The 23,345-nt window shown below is 70.2% G+C and carries 20 protein-coding genes and 1 pseudogene; 14 read left to right on the top strand and 7 right to left on the bottom strand.

Features of this window, described 5'->3' with window-relative positions; genetic code table 11:
* The first annotated feature begins 61 nt into the window (after positions 1–61).
* Complete coding sequence (locus ACHFFZ_RS10390; RefSeq protein WP_394276553.1) at positions 62–208, top strand: hypothetical protein; 147 nt, start codon at positions 62–64, stop codon at positions 206–208.
* A 184-nt stretch (positions 209–392) separates the two neighbouring features.
* On the opposite strand, the gene ACHFFZ_RS10395 is transcribed toward ACHFFZ_RS10390, so the two are convergent.
* Positions 393–1,238 carry a type IV toxin-antitoxin system AbiEi family antitoxin domain-containing protein gene (locus ACHFFZ_RS10395; RefSeq protein WP_394276554.1) on the bottom strand — a complete coding sequence of 282 codons (846 nt, stop codon included), beginning with the start codon at positions 1,236–1,238 and terminating at the stop codon, positions 393–395.
* A 162-nt stretch (positions 1,239–1,400) separates the two neighbouring features.
* Entirely contained in the window at positions 1,401–3,158 is a 1,758-nt protein-coding gene (locus ACHFFZ_RS10400; protein WP_394276555.1) for a DEAD/DEAH box helicase, read from the bottom strand.
* A 410-nt stretch (positions 3,159–3,568) separates the two neighbouring features.
* Here ACHFFZ_RS10400 and ACHFFZ_RS10405 point away from each other — a divergent pair, with 410 nt between their 5' ends.
* Together ACHFFZ_RS10405 and ACHFFZ_RS10410 are read left to right on the top strand one after the other, a co-directional pair.
* Positions 3,569–3,724, top strand: a complete 156-nt coding sequence (locus ACHFFZ_RS10405; RefSeq protein WP_394276556.1) for a hypothetical protein — start codon at positions 3,569–3,571, stop codon at positions 3,722–3,724.
* Between the two features lie 150 nt (positions 3,725–3,874).
* Complete coding sequence (locus ACHFFZ_RS10410) at positions 3,875–4,036, top strand: hypothetical protein (RefSeq protein WP_394276557.1); 162 nt, start codon at positions 3,875–3,877, stop codon at positions 4,034–4,036.
* A gap of 75 nt (positions 4,037–4,111) precedes the next feature.
* On the opposite strand, the gene ACHFFZ_RS10415 is transcribed toward ACHFFZ_RS10410, so the two are convergent.
* Both ACHFFZ_RS10415 and ACHFFZ_RS10420 read right to left on the bottom strand, forming a co-directional pair.
* Positions 4,112–4,759 carry an HAD family hydrolase gene (locus tag ACHFFZ_RS10415; RefSeq protein WP_394276558.1) on the bottom strand — a complete coding sequence of 216 codons (648 nt, stop codon included), beginning with the start codon at positions 4,757–4,759 and terminating at the stop codon, positions 4,112–4,114.
* A gap of 41 nt (positions 4,760–4,800) precedes the next feature.
* Positions 4,801–6,246, bottom strand: coding sequence for a hypothetical protein (locus ACHFFZ_RS10420; RefSeq protein WP_394276559.1), 1,446 nt, complete (start codon positions 6,244–6,246; stop codon positions 4,801–4,803).
* A gap of 94 nt (positions 6,247–6,340) precedes the next feature.
* Here ACHFFZ_RS10420 and modA point away from each other — a divergent pair, with 94 nt between their 5' ends.
* The 3 genes from modA to ACHFFZ_RS10435 are packed head-to-tail and all read left to right on the top strand — an operon-like array spanning position 6,341 to position 8,940.
* A complete protein-coding gene (gene modA / locus ACHFFZ_RS10425; protein ID WP_394276560.1) occupies positions 6,341–7,129 on the top strand; it encodes a molybdate ABC transporter substrate-binding protein in 789 nt (262 codons plus the stop codon).
* Positions 7,126–7,935 (top strand): ABC transporter permease, encoded by an 810-nt coding sequence (locus ACHFFZ_RS10430; RefSeq protein ID WP_394276561.1) that lies wholly within the window; start codon positions 7,126–7,128, stop codon positions 7,933–7,935. Before modA ends, ACHFFZ_RS10430 begins: the two co-directional genes overlap by 4 nt.
* 42 nt (positions 7,936–7,977) lie before the next feature.
* Positions 7,978–8,940: a TIGR00730 family Rossman fold protein gene (locus ACHFFZ_RS10435; protein WP_394276562.1), complete on the top strand. Its 963-nt coding sequence runs from the start codon at positions 7,978–7,980 to the stop codon at positions 8,938–8,940.
* A gap of 157 nt (positions 8,941–9,097) precedes the next feature.
* Here the strand turns inward: ACHFFZ_RS10435 and ACHFFZ_RS10440 are convergent, their stop codons facing one another.
* Positions 9,098–11,191, bottom strand: coding sequence for an ArnT family glycosyltransferase (locus tag ACHFFZ_RS10440; RefSeq protein WP_394276563.1), 2,094 nt, complete (start codon positions 11,189–11,191; stop codon positions 9,098–9,100).
* A 281-nt stretch (positions 11,192–11,472) separates the two neighbouring features.
* Between ACHFFZ_RS10440 and ACHFFZ_RS10445 the strand changes: the two genes are divergently transcribed.
* The 3 genes and pseudogenes from ACHFFZ_RS10445 to ACHFFZ_RS10455 all read left to right on the top strand — a co-directional run bounded on the left by ACHFFZ_RS10445 (position 11,473) and on the right by ACHFFZ_RS10455 (position 13,845).
* Positions 11,473–11,964, top strand: a complete 492-nt coding sequence (locus ACHFFZ_RS10445) for an SRPBCC domain-containing protein (protein ID WP_394276564.1) — start codon at positions 11,473–11,475, stop codon at positions 11,962–11,964.
* A gap of 65 nt (positions 11,965–12,029) precedes the next feature.
* Positions 12,030–12,668 (top strand): annotated as a pseudogene (locus ACHFFZ_RS10450) (MFS transporter); the annotation flags it as partial.
* Between the two features lie 673 nt (positions 12,669–13,341).
* Positions 13,342–13,845, top strand: a complete 504-nt coding sequence (locus tag ACHFFZ_RS10455) for a universal stress protein (protein WP_394276565.1) — start codon at positions 13,342–13,344, stop codon at positions 13,843–13,845.
* Positions 13,846–13,940: 95 nt separating this feature from the next.
* Here the strand turns inward: ACHFFZ_RS10455 and ACHFFZ_RS10460 are convergent, their stop codons facing one another.
* Positions 13,941–14,252 (bottom strand): hypothetical protein, encoded by a 312-nt coding sequence (locus ACHFFZ_RS10460; RefSeq protein WP_394276566.1) that lies wholly within the window; start codon positions 14,250–14,252, stop codon positions 13,941–13,943.
* A 193-nt stretch (positions 14,253–14,445) separates the two neighbouring features.
* Positions 14,446–16,110 carry a phosphoenolpyruvate--protein phosphotransferase gene (gene ptsP / locus ACHFFZ_RS10465; protein WP_394276567.1) on the bottom strand — a complete coding sequence of 555 codons (1,665 nt, stop codon included), beginning with the start codon at positions 16,108–16,110 and terminating at the stop codon, positions 14,446–14,448.
* Between the two features lie 283 nt (positions 16,111–16,393).
* Between ptsP and ACHFFZ_RS10470 the strand changes: the two genes are divergently transcribed.
* The 5 genes from ACHFFZ_RS10470 to ACHFFZ_RS10490 all read left to right on the top strand — a co-directional run bounded on the left by ACHFFZ_RS10470 (position 16,394) and on the right by ACHFFZ_RS10490 (position 23,292).
* Positions 16,394–17,161 carry a DeoR/GlpR family DNA-binding transcription regulator gene (locus ACHFFZ_RS10470; RefSeq protein WP_394276568.1) on the top strand — a complete coding sequence of 256 codons (768 nt, stop codon included), beginning with the start codon at positions 16,394–16,396 and terminating at the stop codon, positions 17,159–17,161.
* Complete coding sequence (locus tag ACHFFZ_RS10475; RefSeq protein ID WP_394276569.1) at positions 17,158–18,117, top strand: 1-phosphofructokinase family hexose kinase; 960 nt, start codon at positions 17,158–17,160, stop codon at positions 18,115–18,117. The genes ACHFFZ_RS10470 and ACHFFZ_RS10475 overlap by 4 nt, the downstream gene beginning before the upstream one ends.
* A 51-nt stretch (positions 18,118–18,168) precedes the next feature.
* Positions 18,169–20,265 (top strand): fructose-specific PTS transporter subunit EIIC, encoded by a 2,097-nt coding sequence (locus ACHFFZ_RS10480; RefSeq protein ID WP_394276570.1) that lies wholly within the window; start codon positions 18,169–18,171, stop codon positions 20,263–20,265.
* 58 nt (positions 20,266–20,323) lie between these two features.
* Positions 20,324–20,584, top strand: a complete 261-nt coding sequence (locus tag ACHFFZ_RS10485; RefSeq protein WP_394276571.1) for an HPr family phosphocarrier protein — start codon at positions 20,324–20,326, stop codon at positions 20,582–20,584.
* Positions 20,585–20,931: 347 nt separating this feature from the next.
* Positions 20,932–23,292 carry a nitric-oxide reductase large subunit gene (locus ACHFFZ_RS10490; RefSeq protein ID WP_394276572.1) on the top strand — a complete coding sequence of 787 codons (2,361 nt, stop codon included), beginning with the start codon at positions 20,932–20,934 and terminating at the stop codon, positions 23,290–23,292.
* Positions 23,293–23,345: the final 53 nt, after the last annotated feature.

A 23,345-nucleotide genomic window follows, 5' to 3' on the forward strand; every position in this document is an offset into this window, starting at 1 on the left:
TAGTACGCGATTCCTCGGCAAGCCCTTGCGAGGCCAGCAGACGAGTCATACTGTCGAATCCATGAAGACCAGCTCAGAACCCCACTCCGAGCTACGACTTCGTCGCCGAGTCGCAGCCGTGGCCCTGCTTGCCGCCACCTCACTGATGGCGATCCCGGCTCTGGCCGCAGAATCCACCCCGGTCGCGCCCTTCGCGCGGCTGCGCTGAGGACTCCCCACCACATCCCACGGACCTGTGCCCCGGACCCGCCCTGAGCGGTCAGGGGCACAGCTGCGTCCGGGGTGCCCTCGTCCTCGTCCACAAACCACATCGAGAGGGACCCCTGGTGCGGCTGGTGCACCCAGGGCGCTCCTGGATGTGGTTTGTGGATCGCCGTGGCGGAAGCCTGGCCTCACGCCGCGCCTCGCCGCGCGCCCCACCACTGGTCCCCGCGGCGAACCATCGCCAGGAGCGCCGGCTCCACCTCGTCCCAGCGGTACATCACCTGTTCATGGGTCAGCCGCACCACGATGAAGCCCAACGCCCTCAGCCGCAGGTCCCGGTCCCTGTCACACCGGTAGTTGTCCTCGCCCGTGTGGTGCGCGCGGCTGTCGACCTCGATCACCAGCCGTTCCCCCACCAGGAGGTCCACCCTGTCGCGAGGGGTCACCCAGACCTGCGGCCGCAACGGGATCCTCCTGGCGCGCAGCCGTAGCCGCACCCGGCTCTCGGTGCCGGACTCGGCACGGTCGCAGCGGGCGACCAGCGCCCTCGCCCTGACCGTGGACCCCAGGATCCCCTCGAGCTGCGCGCCCGGCAGCAGTCCCAGGTGCACCACCGAGTCCATCAGCGCGACCAGCGACTCGTCCGGTTGGCAGAACCATGCCGAGCGCAGCGCCACCTCCACCGGGTCCACGGCCTGTACCGGCACCGCGTCCGGCCCTCCCACAGGTGGGCACCGCAGCACGCCGGGTGGCATCACCTGCTGCCGCCACCGCGAGGTCCGCACGTGCACCTCGGAAGTGGGCGGCACCCACACCCCCGCCCGGGCCAAGGCGGACACACAGCCCAGAGCACCGCCGAGTGCCACGGCGCGCACCACGGCCGGATCGGCAGCTGGTTCCGCGTACCAGCCCCGCCGCACCCTGCGCAAGCGACCCTCCACCAGCAGCCTGCGCACCGCCGACTGCCCCAGCCCCGCGTCGATGAGGTCCTTGGCCGTCCAGATGCCCCCGCAGGGGCCACCATTGCCATCCATGCCAGGACTGTGTGGGCGATGGGCCAGAAAAAGTCACCGCGATGGACCCCCTGTGGACAACGCGTCGTCCACAAACCACACTCACGGCAGTCGTCACTGCGCCCACGACACCAACGGGTGCTCTCGATGTGGTTTGTGGACGGGGCCGGCGGTCCAGGGGGCTCAGCGCCCGTTGTGCCACTTGCGGATCAGCCGGATCCTCGCGTCGACCTCGTCCGTGGTGGCCTTCGCCAGGCTCGGGCCACCGGCCTGGCGCCGCAGCTCGGCGTGGATGTGGGAGTGCGGCACGCCGCGCGAGCGGGCGTACTGGCTCACCAGGGAGTTGAGCTCCTTGCGGCGGGTCTCCAGGGCCCGGTGCAGGCTCACCTCCAGCGGCACCTTCTCCTTGCGGTCGCGGCGCTCCTGCCGCTTGAGCTGGCGGCGCTGCCGCTCCTTGAGCAGGTCGGCCACCTGGTCGGGCTCGAGCAGGCCCGGCAGGCCCAGGTAGTCGCGTTCCTCGTCGGAGCTGGGTTCGGCATTGAGCCCGAACTGCTGCGAGTCGAACATGACGTGGTCGAACTGGGCCACCGACTCCAGCGCCTCCCACTCGCCGAAGAGGTCGTCGGAGGCCTTCTGGTCCTTGTTGGCGGCCTCCACCAGCAGCTCCTCCTGGGCGAACAGGTCGTCCTCGCCCTTCTTGCGGCCGCCGAGCACGTGGTCGCGCTGCTCCTCCATGTGGGAGGCGTGGGACAGGATGATGGGTACCGTCGGCAGGAAGATGGTGGCCACCTCGCCGCGGCGACGGGTGCGCACGAAGCGTCCGATGGCCTGGGCGAAGAAGAGCGGGGTGCTGGTGGCGGTGGCATAGACCCCCACCGACAGGCGTGGGACGTCGACACCCTCGCTGACCATGCGCACGGCGACGAGCCAGCGTCCGGTGCCCTCGCTGAAGTCCTCGATCCGCTTGCTGGCGCCCATCTCGTCGCTGAGCACGACGGTGGGTTTCTCGTCGGTGATCTGCTGCAGCATCCGGGCGTAGGCGCGGGCCTGGGTCTGGTTGGTGGCGATCACCAGCCCTCCGGCGTCGGGGACGTGGCGACGCACCTCGCCCAGGCGGATGTCGGCGGCGCGCAGCACCTGCCCCATCCACTCCCCCTTGGGGTCCAGCGCGGTGCGCCAGGCGTGGGCGGTGAGGTCCTTGGTGAGCGCCTCGCCCAGGTTGGCGGCCAGCACCTCGCCGGCCTTGGTGCGCCAGCGCATCGGACCGCCGTAGGCCATGAAGAGCACGGGCCGCACGACATTGTCGCGCAGCGCCTCGGCATAGCCGTAGGTGTAGTCAGCGCGTGACTGGCGCGCACCCGACGGCAGCTCCTCGTAGGTGACGAAGGGGATCGGGGTCTCGTCGGAGCGGAAGGGGGTACCGGTCAGCGCCAGGCGCCGGGTGGCGGGTTCGAAGGCCTCCTGGATCGCGTCGCCCCAGCTCAACGCGTCGCCGGCGTGGTGCACCTCGTCGAGGATGACCAAGGTCTTGAAGTTCTCGGTGCGCGCCCGGTAGTGGTGCACGCGCGCGGCGACACCGGCATAGGTGACGGCGATGCCGTCGTACTCCTTGGACCGGCCGCGCATCGAGCCGCCCAAGCCGGGGTCGATGTTGATGCCCACCTTGGCGGCGGCCTCTGCCCACTGCACCTTGAGGTGCTCGGTGGGGGCGATGACGGTGATCCGGGTGACGATGCGCCGGTGCAGCAGCTCGGCGGCGATGCGCAGGGCGAAGGTGGTCTTGCCGGCGCCGGGGGTGGCGACGGCGAGGAAGTCGCGGGGTTCGTCGGCCAGGTAGGTGTCGAGGGCCTCCTGCTGCCAGGCGCGCAGGCTGCGGGCCGTTCCCCAGGGCGCACGGCCGGGCCAGGCCGGGGAGATGTGCTCGAAGGCGGAGGTGCTCATGCGCGGGGTCCTGTCGGAGCAGGCGGGGCTGGGTCCTGGTGGCAGTGGACGGGGGTGGTGCTGGGCACGAGTCTGGGGTGGCGCATGGGACCCCAGAGACTACCCGAGCGCGTCCCACCCGGCCGTGCGAGGCCGCCGCCGGCACCACGAGCCGATGCGCAGCAATCACGACTACATCCTGTCGTGGCTTGCAACAATCAGGTTTTCACGTCGTGGAGCTGAAGATCTTCGCCAACTTTACCGTTTTATTTGCGTCGTGCGGTCGGGGAATGACATGCTGGCAAGGGATGGGAAGCCAGCCATCCAAACACGGGGAATCCTCGTCACAGAAGCAGATCCACCGGAGCAATGAACTCCTTGCGGGGGCTTGGAGCAACAAGTAACTGTCGTTTCTACTTGGAGAACAAGTCATGATCGCCCTCGCCCTGATCGTCCTGCTGCTCGTCGTCGCCGCCACCCTCGTCGTGCTGGGCGAGTCGGCCGCCACCACCCGCCACGGCATCGATGCCGCACTCGCGCACCGCGATGAGACCACCCGCAATGACAGCCTGCACGAGGCCGCCTGAACGCACGGGATCCCGCACCCCGACCAAAGTTCCCTGACACGCCGAGTTTTGGTGTCAGCTACTTCCCTGAAGCTTTGCTGAGGCGCTAGTGTCAGACCACCTCACCGCAGAGGTACGGCGCAGTAGGCCGCTCGAACCGCAGGAGATGTCATGACCCCGATCATCCTTGTACTGCTCGTCGTCGCACTGTGGGCCGGCGCTGCAACCCTCTGGATCCTCGACACCCCGGCCCCCCGGGACACCGTCGACGTCCTCCTGGCCACGCCCGAGACCGTCCGCGAATACAGCAAGCCCACCCTCATCGCCGCCTGAACGGCAAACACCTCCAAGACACACGACGGTCCGCGCCCGACGCTCAGCGCGGACCGTCGTCACGTCTGGGGTGGCTCAGCTGCCCATCACGATCTCGATCGCCTCGACGAAGGAGTCCGCGAAGGCCGTCGGCTCCGGCTGGCCCTGCGGCCACTGCCGCCCACGGCTCAGGTAGATCGACCGGAGGCCCGCCGCCTGCGCCCCGGCAATGTCGGTGTCATGGGCATCACCCACCATCCACGCCCCCTCCAGCGACTGCCCTGCCTGCTCGGCGGCGATGTCGAAGATGCGCGGATCGGGCTTGCGCACACCCACCACATCGCTCACCACCCAGCCGGCCAGATGGGCATCCAGTCCCAGTCGGGTGATCTTCAGGTCCTGCTGCGGCACCACGCCATTGGTGACGACGAAGGGGGTCCAGCCGGCCGCACTCGCCCGGCCCAGGGCCCCGACCACCTCCGGCGCCACGCTGACGTGGTCCAGCACCCCCTGGCGGAGCACCGCGACGATCGATCCCGTCTCCTGCTCGTCCAACCCCAGCAGGGACTGCAGGTCGAGGGCCACCTCGGGCTTGGGGCGCAGGCCGTCGCCGTCGGCCCGCACCATCTCTTCCAGCAGTCCCGGATCGGCACCCCGTTCGGCGAGGAGGTCGACGGCCCAGCCGCGGAAGGCGGCGGCACGGTCGATGATGGTGTTGTCCAGGTCCAGCAGGAGCAGCGGCATGGCGCCAGCCTAGCGACGCCCCGCCGCGCCGAACGGACGCGTCAGGGCCGCTGGACCGCCACCACCCGTCCCGGCATCGCGAAGACCTGGGTCCGCCCGAACTGGGCCCCCACCCCCGGCGGCAGCGGACCATGGATGCGGAGCGGGTCCGAGACCGGCACCGGCCGGTTCAACCGGGCACGGCGGCTCACCCCGGGACGGTCCCCTCGCGGCTCGACGACGGGCTCCGGCACCCGGGTGTGCACCTGGTGCCAGGTGATGTCGCTGGCGGTGGCCGGCCGCGTGGTGCCGGTCACCGCATCGATGTGGGTGCGCGACTCCGGCTCGGTGACCACGACGCCGTCGCCGCTGGTGCCCAGCTGGGCCACCCCCTGGCCCTGCACGAAGAAGGGGCGGGTGCTCCACAGCGGCTGGCCGGTGCGCAGGTCGATACGCGAGACGACCATCCGCCCATCGATGACCCGACCGTCACGACGCATCGTGCCGGCCTGCCACTGGCAGACCAACTCGACGTCGCGGCGGGCGCTGCACCCCAGGTCGGCGCCGGTGGTGCGCCACAGCAGCCGCCCGGTGCGACCGTCCAGGCCGAAGCTGGCCATCCGGCGCGGCATCGGGTCGGTCACCTGGGCACGGGGCAGGGTCACCGTGCCGTAGACCACGGTGCCCTGCTGGCGCACCACCCAACCCTCCTCGGGCACCATCGAGCCGAAGAGCTCACGCTCGGGCTTCTTCCACAGCAACTTCCCCTCGGAGAGCATTCCGATGGTCGGCCGGCGTGAGCCTGCGTCGAGGAAACGGACCATGCCCCGCGGGCCGATCTCGGTGTAGCTGTCCCCCACCTGCGGCACGGTCCGCTGCACGGCACCGCCCGTGGCCGACAGCCGCAACTGCACCACCCCGCTACCCTTCAACGCGCTCGCGCAGACCCAACCGGAGTCGTCGTCGCACGGCCGGGGGAAGCTGATGAACTGGTGGATGCCGGTGCTGGCGACCGCCGTCCCGTCCTGCTCCACGTCGAGCAGTCGCATCCGGGCCCGGCCATCCTTGCCGGGCAGCGGTTCCAGCACGGCGACATGCCGATTGGCCAGGGCCGTCACCGACATGGGGGCCGAGGTGGGCACCAGCGAAGTTCCCACCCGGTGTGCCCACTGCACCCCGCCGGTGCGCAGATCCAGCACCTGCAGCTCGAAGGCGCCACCCTTGCTCACCACCAGCACTGCACGGCCAGCCACATTGCGCACGTCGGTGGCGGGAATCACGTCATCCAGGCTCCACCTCACGGCAAGCGGGGGTGCCGGGTCGTCGGACTGCGAGGTGCTGGGCTGCGGCGGCTGCGAGCTCGTCGAGGCGCCGGCGCCCTTCACCCCCGGCCGCTGCGAGGGGACGCCCGGCGGCTCCGGGGCGGTGCACGATGCCAGCAGCCCCAGGGCAGCCACCGGCGCCAGGGCGCGCAGGAGCGCGGCGTGGGCTACCGGGCGACGTGTCATGCCTCGAGACTATGTGGCGCAGCGCTGGAAGGGGGACGATCGGGCGGGCCACGGCGTTTCGTCGGCGCTTGCTCCATGCGATTGGATGGGGGCCATGCCCATCCCCCGCCCCGTGACAGCCGGCGCTGCCGCCCTGGTGGCGGCCGGCGCGCTGGGCGGGTGCAGCCCCCTGGGAGGCGCCGAGGCACCCGCGAGCCCCGCCGCCTCGACCGGACGGCGCACCATCACCGTCTTCGCCGCGGCCAGTCTCAAGGAGAGCTTCAGCGAGCTGGGCCGGATCTTCGAGCAGCAGCACCCGGGAAGCACGGTGCAGTTCAGCTTCGGCGGGTCCTCGACACTGGCCGCACAGATCGGGCAGGGCGCCCCGGCCGATGTCTTCGCCGCCGCCTCGCCCGCCACCATGCGCATCGCCGAACAGGCCGGTGCCGTCGGCAGTCCGGTGACCTTCGCCCGCAACGAGATGCAGGTGGTGGTCGCGGCCGGCAACCCAGGTCGCGTCACGCGCCTCGACGACCTGGCCCGGCCCGGTCTGGACGTGGCCCTGTGCGACGTCCAGGTACCGTGCGGCGCCGCCAGCCAGCAGGTGCTCCAGGCCGACCACCTCTCGGTGAGCCCCTCCAGCTGGGAACCCGACGTGAAGGCAGTGCTCACCCGGGTCGCTCTCGGCGAGGCCGATGCCGGCATCGTCTACGTCACCGACGTGCGGGCCGCCGGCGAATCCGTGCGCGGCATCGAGATCCCGGACGGCCGCAATGCCCGCACCAGCTACCCGATCGCGACCCTGCGTTCCAGCCGGCAGCTCGCGACGGCCCAGGCCTTCGTCGACCTGGTCCTGTCCGAGCAGGGCCAGAAGGTGCTGGCCGCCGACGGCTTCCTCCCGTGACCCGGCGTGGTGCGCGGCCCACCTCCGCGCCGCTGGTGGCGGTGGGGTTCGTCGGTGCCGCCTTCCTGGCACTGCCACTGCTGGCCCTGCTGGTCCGCGCCCCCTGGGGACGCATGGCCAGCATCGTCCAGGGCCCCACCGTGGGGCACGCCCTGGGGCTCTCGCTGGGCACCTCCGCCGTCGCCACCCTCATCTGCCTGGTGCTCGGCGTGCCGCTGGCCTGGCTGCTGGTGCACTGCCCGCCGCGCATCGCCACCTGGCTGCGCGCCCTGGTGACCGTGCCGCTGGTGTTGCCACCGGTGGTGGGCGGGGTGGCGCTGCTGATGGCCTTCGGCAGGATGGGCCTGCTCGGGCAGCCACTGGAGTCCTGGTTCGGAATCCGCCTGGGCTTCACCACGGCCGCCGTCGTGATGGCCCAGGTCTTCGTCGCCATGCCCTTCCTGGTGGTAGGTCTCGAGGGATCGCTGCGCCAGCGCGACCGGGAGCTGGAGGAGGCGGCGCAGACGATGGGCGCCGGCCCACGCCAGGTGCTGTGGCACATCACCCTGCCACTGCAGGTGCCCAGCCTGGTCTCCGGCCTGGTGCTGTGCTGGGCGCGGGCCCTGGGCGAGTTCGGCGCCACCATCACCTTCGCCGGCAACTTCCCCGGCACCACCCAGACCATGCCGCTGGCCGTCTACCTGGCCATGCAGGGGGATCCCGACGCCGCGATCGCACTGTCGGTGGTGCTGCTGGCCGTCTGCGTCACCGTGCTGGTGGCGCTGCGCGGCAGCTGGCTGCCATCCCTGCTGCACGGCACCGACTGAGACCTCCCCTGCTTCCACCCACCTGCCACCTCGAGGAGACCCATGCCTGGACCCACCATCACCGTCAGCGCCGTCGTCCTGCGCGACGACCAGGGCCGGGTACTGACCGTACGCAAGCGCGGCACCACCCGATTCATGCTGCCCGGCGGCAAGCCGGAGGCCGACGAGTCCCCCGACCGCACGGCGGTGCGCGAGATCGCCGAGGAGCTGGGCCTGGAGCTGCGGCTCGACCGCCTGGAGCTGGTGGGACGCTTCCGCTCCGAGGCCGCCAACGAGGCCGGGCACTCGCTGCTCTCCACCGTCTACAGCCACCCGCTGGAGGGGGTGCCGACGGTGGCCGCCGAGATCGAGGAGATGCGCTGGCTCTCGCCCGACGAGCCGCTTCCCGCCGACCTGGCGCCGATGCTGGAGTTCCGGGTGCTGCCGGCGCTGGCCTCACCGCTGCGCACCGTGACGGTCTTCACCGGGGCCAGCGCCGGAACCGATGCCCGGCTGGGCGAGGCGGTCGCGGAGCTGGCGACCCACCTGGCCGACCACGGCATCGCCATCGCCTACGGCGGCGGGCATGTCGGCCTGATGGGCCGGGTCGCCGACGCCGCGCTGGCGGCCGGGGGCCTGGTGACCGGCGTGATCCCGCAGCACCTGCTGGACCGCGAGCTCGCCCACCCCGGACTGACGGACCTGCACGTGGTGGACACCATGCACCAGCGCAAGCAGCGGATGACCGAGCTCGGCGACGCCTTCGTCGCCCTGCCCGGCGGGATCGGCACCTTGGAGGAGCTCTTCGAGGCCTGGACCTGGCAGCAGCTCGGCCTCCATGCCAAGCCGGTGGCCCTCTACGACGTGGGCGGTTTCTGGCAGCCGCTGCTGGCGATGGTCGACTCCATGGTGGACAAGGGATTCCTGGATGCCCGCTTCCGCGAGTCGCTGGTGGTGGCCGGCTCGCCCGAGGAGCTGCTGGGGCTGCTGCGCGGCTGGCATCCCGCGCTCGAGAAGTGGAGTTGAGCCCGCAGGCTGCTGGAAATGCGCCGCTGGCGGCGCACGACACGTTCAAATCTCCTTGGCCGCCGTATGCGCTGCATTTACTGCCCCATGCCAGCACGCCCCCGACCCGAAGGGGCCGGGGGCGTGGTACCCGACGTTCCACGTGGAACGGGTGGGGTCAGCTGCTGGTCAGGTCATAGACGGTGGCGCCGCCGACGGTCTTCGCGGTGAAGTTCTCCTGCACCCACTGGCTGATCTCGGCGCCGGAGCCACTGTCCCCGCCGGGTCCACCCCTGCCACCACCGGAGATGAAGTAGCTGATGTCCCCGTTGGCGACGTAGGCCTTGAACTGCTCGAGGGTGACGTTCTCGTCACTGCCCGACCATCCGCCGATCGACATCACGGCGGTGTCCGAGTCGAGGATGTAGCCGGCGGCCGTCTGGTCACCGATCACCGCGGCAGACCACCTGGAGCTGGTGGAATTGAGCAGCTCGGTCAGTGCGGAGCTGGTCTGCTCGGCGTCGCCACCCCCGTTCCCGGTGGGAGCGCTGCCGGTGCTCGACTGCCCCTGCTGGGTGCCGGTCGGAGCGGTACCGGTCGGAGCGGTGCCGGTGGGTGCGGTGCCGGTCGGAGGCGTGCCACCCCGCTGTCCGCCACCCATTCCACCCATGGCGCTGCCGGCGACGGCGGGACCCGAGGTGGGCATCGAGCCCGTGTGGCCGACGTTCACCGTGGCGACGGTCCAGGCTGCCGCCGGGGTGACGGCGGCAACGGATCCTGCGATCAGGGCTGCCAGGGCCAGGGTCTGCAGCTGCTTGCGCTGCGAGATGCCCAGGACCAGGTAGGCCAGGGCACCGGCCAGGCCACCCACGAGGGCGACCCACCGCAGCCAGCTGTTCCAGCCGTCGGCGCTGGTCTCCAGCAGGTGGAATCCCCACCCGGCGGTGACGGCGACGGCCAGCGCCACCACGGTGCGCCAGACGATGCCCACCGCGCCTTCCCGACGACCCTGCTCGACCAGTTCCCGACCCGCCACCGCAATGGTGGCGGCGATGCCGGGGGTCAGGGCGATGGCGTAGTAGGTGTGGACGGTGCCCTCCATGAAGCTGAGCACCAGGGCGGTGGAGACCATCCAGCCGCCCCAGACCACCAGCGAGGCACGCACCCGGTCGGTGCGAGGGGCCAGGCCACGAGCGGCAAGGCCGGCGAGGAGCAGGATCAGCGCGGCGGGCAGGAACCAGCTGGTCTCGGTGGCGAACTGGCTGTTGAACATGCGGGTGATGCCGGTGCTGCCACTGAAGCCACCGCCGGGGCCACCACCCTGGCCGCCACCGCCATTGCCGGCGCCGCCGAGGATGCGACCCAGGCCGTTGTAGCCCAGTGCCAGTTCCCACAGCGAGTTGTTGGTGGAGCCACCGATGTAGGCGCGCCTGGCGGCGGGCCACAGCGAGACGAGGGCGACGAACCATCCGGCCGAGACGACCATCGAGAGCAGGGCGGCGAGCAGGTGCCCGAGGCGGGCCCGGATGCTGCGGGGAGCGGCCAGGGCATAGGCCAGCACGAAGCCTGGCAGCACGAGCATGCCCTGCAGCATCTTGGTGAGGAAGGCGAAGCCGATCGCGGCTCCGGCGGCCACCATCCAGCGCAGGGCGGTGCGGCCACGGCTCGTCTCGATGGCGCGCACGACGCAGTAGCCGGCCAGCGACATCAGCAGGGTGAGCATCGCGTCGGGATTGTCGAAGCGGAACATCATCGCGGCGACGGGGGTGACCAGCACCAGTGCACCGGCGACCAGGCCGGCGGCGTGACCGTGCCAGCGACGCACCGCGGCGGCGACCGTCGCGACGGTGCCGATGCCCATCAGCGCCTGCGGCAGCAGCAGCGAGAAGGAGGAGAAGCCGAACAGGCGGGCGCTGAGGCCCATCACCCACAGCGAGGCCGGGGGTTTGTCGACGGTGATCGCATTGGCGGAGTCGAGCGAGCCGAAGAGCCAGGCGGTCCAGCTCTGGGTGCCCGACTTCACCGCGGCGGCGTAGAAGTCATTGGCGTAACCGCTGTTGGTCAGGTTCCACAGGTAGACCATGGCGCTGAGGGCCAGCAGCGCCCACAGGCCGGGACGAGCCCAGGCGGGGTCGGACTCGTCGCCGAGCAGGATCCGGGCCGTGCGGCCGCGGCGGGGCTGGACGGTGGAGCCGGTGGGCTCCTCCGCGCGTTGGCCGAGCCTGTCGAGGGCGGCTGGTCGGCTGCCGCGCAGCAGGGGGAGGGTGGTCATCGGGAGACCTTTCGTCGTCGGGTACTCCCACACACTCCCGAGCGAGCCTATGTGTCTGCTGTGTGGCGTCGGAGAGACGTCTGTGGATCCTCGGGCCGGACTGAATTCCCCATCCGGACTCCGTTCGGTGTCCGTTCGGATGCAATCGGCAGCACGCGATGTCCGACTGGTCGTGCCCGGAAGATTCGGGGCCGGACTGACTTACGAAGACGATCCCGGATGTGGGAGTGTTCTCCCACACACCCCTGGGCCAAGGGCCCACACGGCAGAACAGGCAACCCATGACAGAGCACCAGATCCTCGTCGTGGAACGGGAATTCCCGTACCCGCGCGAGGTCCTCTTCGAAGCCTTCACCGATCCCGGAAAGATGTCGCAGTGGCGCGGATCGCCCGGCTGGCACGTCGACCAGAGCACCATCACCAGCGACCTGCGCACCGGCGGACGCCACCACCACGACAAGGTCCGCGAGTCCGACGGCCATGTCGTCGGCACCGATGCGGTCTTCACCGAATTCTTCGCCCCCGACGTCTTCGTGGCCCGCCAGCGGATCACCGGCGACGACGGCATCAATCCCGACGTGCCGCTGGAGCTGCGCGTCGAGTTCACCAAGCTGGGACGCCGCGGCCACACCCTGGTCCGCATCATCCAGGGCCCCTATGACCCCTCCCAGTCGCAGCTGCACACCGACGGCTGGGCGCTCGAGCTCGAGCGCCTCGACGCCTGGCTGCAGGCCAATGCCACCGGCCGCGCCACGGACGGGGGTCGTCGATGACCAACGCCACCACCACCGCCCGGGTGCAGCAGAAGTCGCTGATGAGCATGAAGCAGATCCTGCTCATGAACCTCGGCTTCTTCGGCATCCAGTACTCCTTCGGCATGCAGCAGACGGCGATGACGCCGCTCTACTCGATGCTCGGCGCCTCGCCCGAGGACCTCCCGCTGCTGAACCTCGCCGGCCCCATCACCGGCCTGCTGATCCAGCCCATCATCGGCGCCCTCTCGGACGGCACCTGGGTGGAGAAGGGCTTCTTCCGCGGCCGTCGCCGCCCCTTCTTCCTGATCGGCGCCATCGGCTGCGCCGTCTGCCTCTTCCTGTTCCCCTTCGTCTGGGCGGTCTGGGTCGCGGCGCTGCTGTTGTGGATCCTGGATGCCAGCAACAACACCGCAATGGAGCCCTACCGCGCCTTCATCGCCGACAAGCTGCCCCCCTCGCAGCTCGGCAAGGGCTTCCTGGCGCAGTCCTTCTTCACCGGCCTGGGCATCACCCTCGCCAACCTGTCGATCACCTTCTTCCAGTGGATCTTCGGGCTGGGTAGTGGCCACGGCGTCCCGAAGTGGGCTTTCGGTGCCTTCATGCTGGGCTCGGTCTGCTCGCTGGTCACCGTGCTGATCTCGGTCACCACCACTCCCGAGAACGAGCCGAGCGCGGCCGAGCTGGCCGAGATCCGTGCCGCCAAGGCCGAGGGCGGCGGCGTCAAGAAGTTCTTCCGCGACATCACCGATGCCGTGGTCGACATGCCCACCCCGATGAAGGTGCTGGCGGGCGTCTACTTCTTCCAGTGGTACGCGATGAACTGCTACTGGCAGTACGTCGCCCTGGCCATCGCCAAGGTGCTGCACAACACGACCGACCTGAACTCGGTCGGCGGCCAGCTGGCCAGTGCGCAGGCCGGCAAGGTGAACGCCACCTACAACATCGTCACCTTCTGCGTTGCCTTCGGCCTGGTGGCGCTGGCCAAGAAGCTCGGCGCCAAGTGGGTGCACGCCATCTGCCTGTGGTGCGCCACCGTGAGCCTACTGGTCTTCCCGCACATGAACAGCGCGGTGGGCCAGATCATTGCCATCGTGGGTCTCGGCATCGCCTGGGCCTCCATCATGGGCGTGCCCTACATCATGATCGTGCGCATGGTCCCGTCGAGCCGCTATGGCGTCTACATGGGCCTGGTCAACATGATGATCGTCATCCCGATGCTCATCCAGACCCTCACCTTCGGCTGGGTCTTCAAGCACTTCCTGGGCAGCGACCCGGCGCGTGCGCTGAGCTTCGCGGGCATCATGCTGGCGATCGCCGGCGTTGTGATGCTCTTCATCAAGGAGCCCCCAATCGTCAAGGACGTCGAGGACGTCATCACCCAGGCAGGAGTATGACATGGCACGCATGAACAACTACGGCACGATCGTCGTCGGCACCGATGGCTCCGAACTGGCCGAGCCGACCGTGGCCCGCGCCGCCTGGCTGGCCTCGCACGAGCAGGCCGAGCTGGTGGTCGTGTGCGCCTGGTCGAGCCTGGCCGGGCGCGTCGAAGCCAAGAACACCACCACCATGGGCGGCGACCTGGCCATCATCAACCAGGTGAAGGGCCGCGAGGCGGCCGAGCAGGCGGTGATGAAGGCCGTCGAGGTGGCCGGTGAGTACGGGACGAAGGTCAAGGCGGCCCTGCTGGTGGAGGGTGACCCGGCCGCGGCGCTGCTACAGACCGCCGGCCAGCACGGCGCCGAGCTGATCGTCATCGGCGCCATCCGGGACCGTTCGATCGCCGAGCGGCTGCTGGGCACGGTGGCCACTGACGTGGTGCGCCGCGCCACCTGCGAGGTGCTGATCGTGCGCCCGACGATGCCGGTGACCGAGCTGGAGGTGCCGCAGTCGGCCTGAGCCGACCGTGCCATGGGCTGAACGAGACGCCGTGGGTGTGGAACCTAGTTCCACGCCCACGGCGTCATCCGTTGGCGCTGGCGGCCAGGCGGGGCTCACCAGAGCTGGTCGCCCACCCGGTCCTCCTCGTCGTCGATGTAACCGTCGTCGTCGCGGGGACGGGCCGCCAGCGAGGTGGGCATGTTGCGGCCCGAGTCGTCCTTGCCGGGGTCGATCGACAGGCGGGTGACCACCAGGTCGATGCCGAGGCCGGGCGGGACGGGGCCGTCGGCAACCAGACGCGGCTCTTCCTGGTCCACGGGGCGGACCCAGACGTGACCCTGGGCGTCGAGCACGGCGTCCAGCTTGCCGCGCAGCACGGTCTCGTCAGCCAGCAGGATCCCTCCGGGGGGTGCGGTGAACAGCATCGAATCTTCCTTCTGGCATGTTGCGGAGGCCGATGCGCCCGCAGCGGGGGTCAACTCTAGCCACCGGCATCGCATTCCCCGTCACTCGTCGGGGGCGTTCTCAGTGGCCTCTTGGCGCAGACGCGAAGGGCCCCCGCAGGCAGCCGGTCTGGAAGCGGTGCGTGCGGGGGCCCGTGGACGGCACCCGGCCGGGTCAGGCCTGGGCGAGCGCCGTGCGCGCAGCCTCGGCGGCTGCCGTCGGATCGGTTGCAGCCAAGGCAGCCTGGGCTGCGGCCTTGCACTGCTCCGGGGTCACCTGCGCCAGCTGGGCGCCGACCGCCGGGATGGCGGCGACGGCCATCGACAGCGAGGTGACACCCATGCCGACCAGCACGCAGGCGAGCACCGGCGAGGCGGCGGCCTCACCGCACACGCCCACGGGCTTGCCCAGCTTCTGGCCCGCGGCGGCGGTCATCGCGATCAGTTCCAGCACGGCCGGCTGCCACGGCGTGGTGAGGCTGGCGAGCTTGGCGCTCATCCGGTCGGCGGCCATCGTGTACTGGGTGAGGTCATTGGTGCCGATGCTCATGAACTCGACGTGCTCCAGGAACTTCTCGGCCTGCACGGCCACGGCCGGCACCTCGACCATGATGCCGGGCTTGAGCCCACGCTCACGGCACTGCTCGGCGAAGCTCCTGGCCTCGTCGACGGTGGCGATCATCGGGGCCATCACCCAGGTGGGTTCGCCCTTGCTGGCGGCCTGGATGGCGTCGAGCTGGTTGGTGAGGATGGCCGGTTGGTCGGTGGCGATGCGGATGCCGCGCACGCCCATGGCCGGGTTCTCCTCCTCGTCCATGTTGGCGAACTTGAGCGGCTTGTCGCTGCCGGCGTCGAGGGTGCGCACGACGACCTTCTTGCCGGGGAAGGCGTTGATGACGTCGGCATAGATCGCAGTCTGCTCCTCGACGGTGGGCTCCTTCTCGGCCGAGAGGAAGCACAGCTCGGTGCGGAACAGGCCGATGCCCTGGGCCTCGGAGGCGGCGGCACGGGCGGCACCGGCGCCGTCCTGCACATTGGCCAGCACGTCGACGGGGGTGCCGTCGGCCAGCTGGGCGGGGCCGCGCCAGCTGCGGATCGCCTCGCGGCGCTGCTCGTCGGCCTCGACCAGCGAGGTGGCGGAGGCGGCGTCGACGCCGAGGCGGATGGTGCCCTGTTCACCGTCGACGAGCAGCAGCTCACCGGTGGCGATGGCGGACAGGCCGTCAACGGCCACGATGCAGGGGATGCCGAGCTGGCGGCTGATGATGGCGGTGTGGCTGGTGGGGCCGCCCAGCTCGGTGACCAGGCCGATGACCAGGGTGGGGTCGAGGCCGGCGGTGTCGGCGGGCGCCAGGTCGTCGGCGAGCAGGATCGACGGCTCGGACGGGGCGGGCACGCCGGGCTCGGGGCGTCCGAGCAGCTCGGCGATGACGCGGTCACGGATGTCACGCAGGTCGGTGGCGCGCTCGGCCATCAGGCCGCCGATCTTCTCGAACATGGCGACGAACTCGTCGGTGGCCCGGGCGGTGGCCTGCGGGGCGGGGACGCCCTTGTTGACGAGCTTGATGATGGCCTTGTGCCAGCCCTTGTCCCGGGCGAGCGAGGCATTGGCCTCCAGGACGTTGGCGGCGACGCCGGTGGCGTGGGAGGCGCGCTCGGCCAGGCGGCCGGCGACGGTGGCGGCGGCGGCGGAGAAGCGGGCGACCTCCTCCTCGCGGCCCCCCTCGGGGATGGTGGGGCTGTGCTCGGGCAGCTGCGGACGCGGTGCGGTCCAGATCGCAGGGGCGTGGGCGACGCCGGGGACGACTCCGGTGCCGCGGTACTCGGTGGCGGTGCTCATGTGGGAACCCTTCGGTGTGCGTGACGCCCCGGTGTCCGCAGTCGGTTCGTTCCGGATCGTCCCGGTTCGAATCTGTGGCCGCAGGCGGGCGGTCGTGCCTGCGACGCCGCAGGCAGTGCCCCCACAATAGAACACGGGGGCCCACATTTCACCGTCTGGTCAGCAATTGACCCTTGCCAGTTCCCACACAATCACATACGATAAAAACCGAAGCAGACATGGATCGCCGTTGTTTCATGTTGTATTTGCTGGATGGGCCGCCACAGGGGTCGAGGAGGACGCCATGTACGCCGAGGAGAGACGCACCCTGCTGGTGCAGATCGCGCACGGCGAGGGGCGCGTCCAGGTCACCCAGGCGGCCGCCCGTTTCGACGTCACCCCCGAGACCATCCGCCGCGACCTCGAGGTCCTCGACCGGCACGGCATCCTGCGTCGCGTCCACGGCGGCGCGATGCCCGCCACCATCCTCCAGCTGGGCGACCTCGCCCTGGCCGAACGCGAGAAGAGCCACAGCGAACAGAAGGACCGCATCGCCGCAGCCGCCGTCCGCCTGCTGCCCGAACAGCCCTATGCCTCGGTGCTGGTCGACTCCGGCACCACTACCGGACGCCTTGCCGCGCAGGTTCCCACCGAGACCCGCCTGTCCTTCTTCACCAACAGCCTCCCGATCGCCGCCAGCCTGTCGAGCCGCACCAGTGCCGACGTCCAGCTGCTCGGCGGGCGCGTCAAGGGCCTCACCCAGGCCTGCGTCGGTGGAGCCCTGGTGGCCGCGCTCGGCCGACTGCACACCGACGTCTGCTTCATCGCCGCCAACGGGCTCTCCCTGGAGCACGGCCTGTCCACCCCCGACGCCGAGGAGGCCGTCGCCAAGGAACAGATGGTCGCCCGTGCCCGGCGCACCATCGCACTGCTCGACAGCTCCAAGTTCGACGTCCAGACCGCCTGCACCTTCGCGCCACTGGACGCCATCGACGTACTGGTCACCGACGCCATCACCCCGAAGCAGAGCGAGCTTCTCACCCAACAAGGAATCGAGGTCGTCCTCGCATGATCGTCACCTTCACCGCCAATCCCAGCCTCGACCGCACCGCCCGGCTCGAGGGAGGCCTGGCCCGCGGCGGCGTCAACCGCCTGGGCGAGGTCACCGCCGAAGCCGGGGGCAAGGGCGTCAACGTCGCCCGCGCCGTCCACCTGGCCGGACGGCCCGGCCTCGCCGTGCTGCCCGCCGACGACTCCGACCCTGTCATCCAGGGCCTCCGGGCCCTCGGCGTCGCGCACCGGGGGGTGTCCACCGGGCAGCCGGTGCGCGCCAACCTCACCCTGGTGGAGGCCGACGGCACCACCACCAAGCTCAACGAGCCCGGCAGCCCACTCGACGAGGAACGCCAGGTGGCCCTGCGCAATGTGCTGCTGGCCAGCGCCCACCAGGCCCGCTGGGTGGCCCTGTGCGGATCCCTGCCGCCCGGCGCCCCCACCGACTGGTACGCCGACCTGGTCCGTCACCTGCGCCCGCTCGGCGTGCGCATCGCCGTCGACACCTCCGACGCCCCCCTGATGGCGCTGGCCCGCCACCTGCCCGAGGCCGCCCCCGACCTGGTCAAGCCGAACTCCGAGGAACTCGGCCAGATCACCGGCACCGACGGGCTGGAGCTGGAGCGCCAGGCCGCCGAGGGCAACTGGAGCCCGGTGCTCGAGGCCGCCCGCCAGCTCACCGCCCGCGGCATCGGCCAGGTGCTGGTGACCCTCGGCGGCTCCGGCGCGCTGCTGGTCACCGAGGAGGGCGCCTGGCATGCCGCCGCCCCCAGCATCACCGTCGCCTCCACCGTCGGCGCCGGCGACTCCTCGCTGGCCGGCTACCTGATGGCCGACTGCGACGACCTGCCTCCCGAGGAGCGCCTGCGACGCGCCGTCGCCTGGGGCAGCGGCGCCGCCGCCCTGCCCGGATCACAGCTGCCGGAGCCCAGCCAGGCCCCCGTCGACCAGGTGCACGTCACCCGGATCGACTGACGCCACCGCGTCCCCGTCACAGACCTGCAAGAGAAAATGGAAGGTACACCGATGTCCACCTCACTCATCGAGCCCGGACTGGTGGCGCTCGACGTCCACCTGGGCGAGACCAAGCAGGAGGTGATCCGCTCCCTGGCCGGCATCGTCGCCGCCACCGGACGAGCAGACGCCGACCAGCTGGCCACCGACGCGCTGGCCCGCGAGGCCAAGTCGCCCACCGGCATGCCCGGCGGCTTCGCCATCCCCCACTGCCGCTCAGCCGGGGTCAACACGGCCTCGCTCGGCTTCGCCCGCCTCACCACGCCCGTCGACTTCGGGGCCAAGGACGGCCGCGCCGACCTGGTCTTCCTGATCGCCGCCAGCGAGCACGGTGGCGCCGACCACATGAAGCTGCTCACCAAGCTGGCCCGTGCCCTGGTGAAGAAGGACTTCCTCGTGGCCCTGCGCGAGGCCCGCACCCAGGACGAGGTTGTCGAGCTGGTCCGCAGCGCCGTCGAGCCCAATGGCCCCGAGGCGGCCCCCGGCCAGCCTGGCAATGTGGTGCCGATCGGCGGGGACGCGGCCCCCGCGGCCGACTCCGACACGCCGTCGATCATCGCCATCACCGCCTGCCCCACTGGCATCGCCCACACCTACATGGCCGCCGACTACCTCACCGGGGCCGGTGACGAGATGGGCGTCGAGATCGTCACCGAGCCCCAGGGCTCCACCGCCACCGACCCAGTCACGGCAGAGCAGATCGAGCGCGCCAGCGCCGTCATCTTCGCCACCGACGTGGGCGTCAAGGGCCGGGAGCGCTTCGCCGGCCTGCCCGTGGTCGAGTCGGGTGTCAAGCGCGCCATCAACGAGCCGAAGAAGATGATCGAGGAGGCCCTGGCCGCCGCCAAGGACCCGAAGGCGCCGCGCGTCGCCGGTGACGCCTCGGCCGCTGCCGACTCCGGCGCCGGTGGCGCCAAGAGCCAGCTGTCGTTCGGCAAGCGCATCCAGCAGGCCCTGATGACCGGCGTCAGCTACATGGTGCCCTTCGTCGCCGCCGGTGGCCTGCTGATCGCGCTGGGCTTCCTGCTGGGTGGCTACCAGATCCCCTTCGTGGGCGACCACATCCTCGGCAACTTCTCGATCACCAACCTGCCCACGCTGGGCGAGGTGGTCAATGCCACCGACCCCGAGACCCACAAGCTGCTGTTCAAGCCCAACGAGGTCGACAGCCTGCCCGGCAACGGCCTGCTGCTCTACCTGGGCGCGATGCTGTGGAAGCTCGGCTCGCTGGCCTTCTCCTTCCTGCTGCCGGCCCTGGCCGGCTACATCGCCTTCGCGATGGCCGACCGTCCCGGCATCGTGCCCGGCTTCGTCGCCGGGGCCGTGGCCGGTGCGACGGGTGCCGGCTTCCTCGGCGCCCTGGTCGGCGGACTGATCGCCGGTGCCGCCGCCGCCTGGATCGGTGGCTGGAAGGTTCCCCGCTGGCTGCGCGGCCTGATGCCCGTGGTCATCATCCCGCTGCTCGCCTCGCTGGTGGCCGGTGGCCTGCTCTACCTCTTCCTGGCCCGACCGATCGCGTCACTGATGGACATGATGGACAGCGGCCTGGCGGGCATGAGCGGCTCGTCGGCGATCCTGCTGGGCATCGTACTCGGCCTGATGATGTGCTTCGACCTCGGTGGCCCGGTGAACAAGACGGCCTACCTGTTCGCGACGACGAACCTGGCCGTGGCAGCCACCCCCACCCCCTCGATGAAGATCATGGCTGCCGTGATGGCGGCCGGCATGGTGCCCCCGATCGCCCTGGCCATCGCCACCACGCTGCGACCGAAGCTCTTCACCAAGGTGGAGAAGGAGAACGGGACGGCCTGCTGGCTGCTGGGTGCCTCCTTCATCAGTGAGGGCGCAATCCCCTTCGCGGCTGCCGATCCGCTGCGCATCATCCCCGGAACCATGGTCGGTGGTGCCGTCACCGGTGCGATGTGCATGGCCCTGGGCACCGCCTCCAAGGCACCCCACGGTGGCATGTTCGTCTTCTTCGCCATCGACAAGTTCTGGGCCTTCGCGCTCTCGATCCTCGTGGGTGCAGTCATCTCGGCGGCCCTCGTGATCATCCTCAAATCTCTCGGAAAGAGGAACTCCGAGGCCCCGGCTGCCGTTGCGGCCTGACATCAGTCACAATTGAATCCATCACCATCACGTAGTGATCCACAGCAAGGAGAACACCATGGCTAGCAAGACTGTTACCGTCGGCTCCAGCGTCGGCCTGCACGCCCGCCCCGCCGCGATCATCGCCGAGGCCGCTGGCGAGTTCGACGACGAGGTCACCCTGGCCGTCGACGGTGAAGAGGCCGTCGACGCCAGCTCGCCGCTGCTCATCATGACCCTCGGTGCCGAGAAGGGCGCCCAGGTCACCGTCGAGAGCGACAACGCCGAGGCCGTCGAGAAGATCGCCGCCCTGGTCGAGCGCGACCTGGACGCCGAGTGACACCAACCTGACCCGCAGTACCCCGAAGGGGCCGGACGCATCGTCGTTCGGCCCCTTCGTCGTGCCCGGGCAGGTGATCCGGGGCGCGTGATCCGGGGGCGCCGTCCACAAACCACATCGACAGCGGGCGTCATTGCACCCACGGCAGCGAGGGGTCTTCTCAGTGTGGTTTCTGGACGAGGGTGCTGGTGGACCACAAGGTGCACCCCGGGGTCTGGCCATCGGGACGAATGTGGGAGATTATTTATACGGCTAATTCCGTGAAAAAAGGAGATCCCTTGTCCAGAACGAAAGCAGTATCCCCGGCAGGTCTTGGAGATGCCGCGCCCCAGCCCCCGAAGACCTCCATGAACCCCCGCGACCGCCGCTGGTGGACCGCCCTGGCCGTCGTCGTGCTGGGCTCCTTCGCCGTCCTGCTCTACATGGGCGTGCGCATCGACCACTCCAAGCCACCCATCCCCACCCAGGTGGTGGCCGCCGACGGCAGCGTCATCGTCGAGGCCGGCCAGGTGATGGACGGCCAGCGAGTCTGGCAGTCCATCGGCGGACAACAGGTCGGCTCGGTCTGGGGCCACGGCGCCTACGTCGCCCCCGACTGGACCGCCGACTGGCTGCACCGCGAGACCACCTTCCTGCTCGACCACTACGCCGCCCAGGAGGGCGCCAAGAGCTTCCAGGAGCTCGACCCGGAACGCCAGGCGGCGCTGCAGGCACGCGCCAAGCAGGCAATGCGCACCAACACCCACGACCCCGCCACCGGGACCATCACGCTCGCACCGGGCCGGGCCGAGGCCTACCGCGCCAATGCCGAGCACTACGCCCAGGTCTTCCGCGACGGCAACGAGCCCTATGCCATCGCCAAGGGCTCCGTGGCCGACGCGCAGGCCATGGCCGACATGAACGCCTTCTTCTGGTGGTCCAGCTGGGCCGCCTCCACCGACCGCCCCGACGGCAACGAGTCCTACACCGCCAACTGGCCGCACGAGCCGCTGGTGGGCAACACCCCCACCACCACCAACGTGCTGTGGAGCATCGTCAGCTTCATCCTGCTGCTCGGCGGCATCGCCGGCATGGTCTGGTACCACAACCTGCACGACGACAACGAGGTCACCGACACCCCGCCCGACGACGACCCCCTGCTCGGCTACCAGCCCACCCCCTCTCAACGGGCCACGCTCAAGTACTTCTTCGCCGTCGGCGGCCTGTTCGTGCTGCAGATCGCCGTCGGAATCCTCTCGGCGCACTACGGCGTGGAGGGCGGTGCGCTCTACGGCATCCCGATCGACCGCGTCCTGCCCTATCCCGTGGTGCGCACCTGGCACACCCAGCTGGGCATCCTGTGGATCGCCACCGCCTGGCTGGCCACCGGGCTGTACGTCGCCCCCGCCGTCGGTGGACGCGAACCACGGCTGCAGAAGCTCGGCGTCAACGTGCTCTTCTGGGCCCTCATCGTCGTCGTGCTCGGCTCGATGGCCGGCCAGTGGCTCTCCATCCGCGGCCAGATGGGCTACGGCACCGAGCTGAGCTGGTGGCTCGGCACCACCGGCATGGAATACCTCGACCTGGCCCGCGCCTGGCAGATCGGGCTGTTCATCGGCCTCTTCCTCTGGTTCTTCCTGATGGCACGCGGCATGTGGCCGGCCGTGCGAGGGGCCAGCCACGGCGAGCACATCACCCCCACCAGCGAGGCGCCGCTGGCCTCGGGATCGCAGCGCAGCCTCGTGGTGATGCTGCTGATGAGCTGCCTGGCGATCGCCTCCTTCTTCGGCGCCGCCTTCGGCATGGGCCACGACACCCACCTGTCGATCACCGAGTACTGGCGCTGGTGGGTGGTGCACCTGTGGGTGGAGGGTTTCTTCGAGGTCTTCGCGACGGTCGTGATCGCCTTCCTGTTCAGCCGCCTGGGCCTGGTGCGCTCCGGCATGGCCGCCACCGCCACGATTGCGTCGACCACCGTCTTCCTCTTCGGCGGCATCATCGGCACCGGCCACCACCTCTACTTCGCCGGCTCCGACGATGTCGTGATGGCCCTCAGCGCCGCCTTCAGCGCCCTCGAGGTGGTGCCGCTGGCCCTGATCGGCTTCGAGGCCATCCGCAACCTGCGCATCCTCAAGGTGAGCGAATGGGTGGCCGGCTACAAGTGGGCCATCTACTTCTTCGTCTCGGTCTCCTTCTGGAACATGCTCGGCGCCGGCGTCTTCGGCTTCCTGATCAACCCACCCATCTCGCTGTTCTACGTCCAGGGCCTCAACCTGACGCCGCTACACGCCCACACCGCCCTGTTCGGCGTCTACGGCATGCTCGGCATCGGCCTGATGCTCTTCTGCGTGCGCAGCCTGATGCCCGGGCGCGAATGGAACGAGCGGTGGCTGCGATGGGGCTTCTGGGGGCTCAACGGCGGCCTGCTGATGATGAGCCTGCTCAGCCTGCTGCCGCTCGGCCTGGCCCAGGCCTGGGCCAGCATCGAACGGGGAACCTGGTGGGCGCGCAGCTCCGACTTCCTTGCCAGCCCCACCCTCACCGCGCTGCGCTGGCTGCGCACCCCCGGCGACATCGTGTTCGCCCTGGGAGCGCTGGCCATCGGCATGTTCATGGTTGGCCTGCTCACCGGCCACTCCTACCGCTCCCACGAGCCCATCCACCGGGCCGGACGGGTGGCCCCGCAGCCGGGCGCATCGCTCGACCAGGAGGTGTCCAACAGGCACTGACAAGCCGATTCCATCGCCACCACAGGGGTGCCGGACGCATCATCGTCCGGCAC

Source organism: Luteococcus sp., assembly GCF_043424415.1.
Lineage (GTDB): Bacteria > Actinomycetota > Actinomycetes > Propionibacteriales > Propionibacteriaceae > Luteococcus.

What these genes read in the sequence shown, in the direction of transcription:
- ACHFFZ_RS10390 (WP_394276553.1), top strand. Translation starts at nt 62, where the DNA reads ATGAAGACCAGCTCAGAACCCCACTCCGAGCTACGACTTCGTCGCCGA.
- ACHFFZ_RS10395 (WP_394276554.1), bottom strand. Translation starts at nt 1,238, where the DNA reads ATGGATGGCAATGGTGGCCCCTGCGGGGGCATCTGGACGGCCAAGGAC.
- ACHFFZ_RS10400 (WP_394276555.1), bottom strand. Translation starts at nt 3,158, where the DNA reads ATGAGCACCTCCGCCTTCGAGCACATCTCCCCGGCCTGGCCCGGCCGT.
- ACHFFZ_RS10405 (WP_394276556.1), top strand. Translation starts at nt 3,569, where the DNA reads ATGATCGCCCTCGCCCTGATCGTCCTGCTGCTCGTCGTCGCCGCCACC.
- ACHFFZ_RS10410 (WP_394276557.1), top strand. Translation starts at nt 3,875, where the DNA reads ATGACCCCGATCATCCTTGTACTGCTCGTCGTCGCACTGTGGGCCGGC.
- ACHFFZ_RS10415 (WP_394276558.1), bottom strand. Translation starts at nt 4,759, where the DNA reads ATGCCGCTGCTCCTGCTGGACCTGGACAACACCATCATCGACCGTGCC.
- ACHFFZ_RS10420 (WP_394276559.1), bottom strand. Translation starts at nt 6,246, where the DNA reads ATGACACGTCGCCCGGTAGCCCACGCCGCGCTCCTGCGCGCCCTGGCG.
- modA (WP_394276560.1), top strand. Translation starts at nt 6,341, where the DNA reads ATGCCCATCCCCCGCCCCGTGACAGCCGGCGCTGCCGCCCTGGTGGCG.
- ACHFFZ_RS10435 (WP_394276562.1), top strand. Translation starts at nt 7,978, where the DNA reads ATGCCTGGACCCACCATCACCGTCAGCGCCGTCGTCCTGCGCGACGAC.
- ACHFFZ_RS10440 (WP_394276563.1), bottom strand. Translation starts at nt 11,191, where the DNA reads ATGACCACCCTCCCCCTGCTGCGCGGCAGCCGACCAGCCGCCCTCGAC.
- ACHFFZ_RS10445 (WP_394276564.1), top strand. Translation starts at nt 11,473, where the DNA reads ATGACAGAGCACCAGATCCTCGTCGTGGAACGGGAATTCCCGTACCCG.
- ACHFFZ_RS10455 (WP_394276565.1), top strand. Translation starts at nt 13,342, where the DNA reads ATGGCACGCATGAACAACTACGGCACGATCGTCGTCGGCACCGATGGC.
- ACHFFZ_RS10460 (WP_394276566.1), bottom strand. Translation starts at nt 14,252, where the DNA reads ATGCTGTTCACCGCACCCCCCGGAGGGATCCTGCTGGCTGACGAGACC.
- ptsP (WP_394276567.1), bottom strand. Translation starts at nt 16,110, where the DNA reads ATGAGCACCGCCACCGAGTACCGCGGCACCGGAGTCGTCCCCGGCGTC.
- ACHFFZ_RS10470 (WP_394276568.1), top strand. Translation starts at nt 16,394, where the DNA reads ATGTACGCCGAGGAGAGACGCACCCTGCTGGTGCAGATCGCGCACGGC.
- ACHFFZ_RS10475 (WP_394276569.1), top strand. Translation starts at nt 17,158, where the DNA reads ATGATCGTCACCTTCACCGCCAATCCCAGCCTCGACCGCACCGCCCGG.
- ACHFFZ_RS10480 (WP_394276570.1), top strand. Translation starts at nt 18,169, where the DNA reads ATGTCCACCTCACTCATCGAGCCCGGACTGGTGGCGCTCGACGTCCAC.
- ACHFFZ_RS10485 (WP_394276571.1), top strand. Translation starts at nt 20,324, where the DNA reads ATGGCTAGCAAGACTGTTACCGTCGGCTCCAGCGTCGGCCTGCACGCC.
- ACHFFZ_RS10490 (WP_394276572.1), top strand. Translation starts at nt 20,932, where the DNA reads ATGAACCCCCGCGACCGCCGCTGGTGGACCGCCCTGGCCGTCGTCGTG.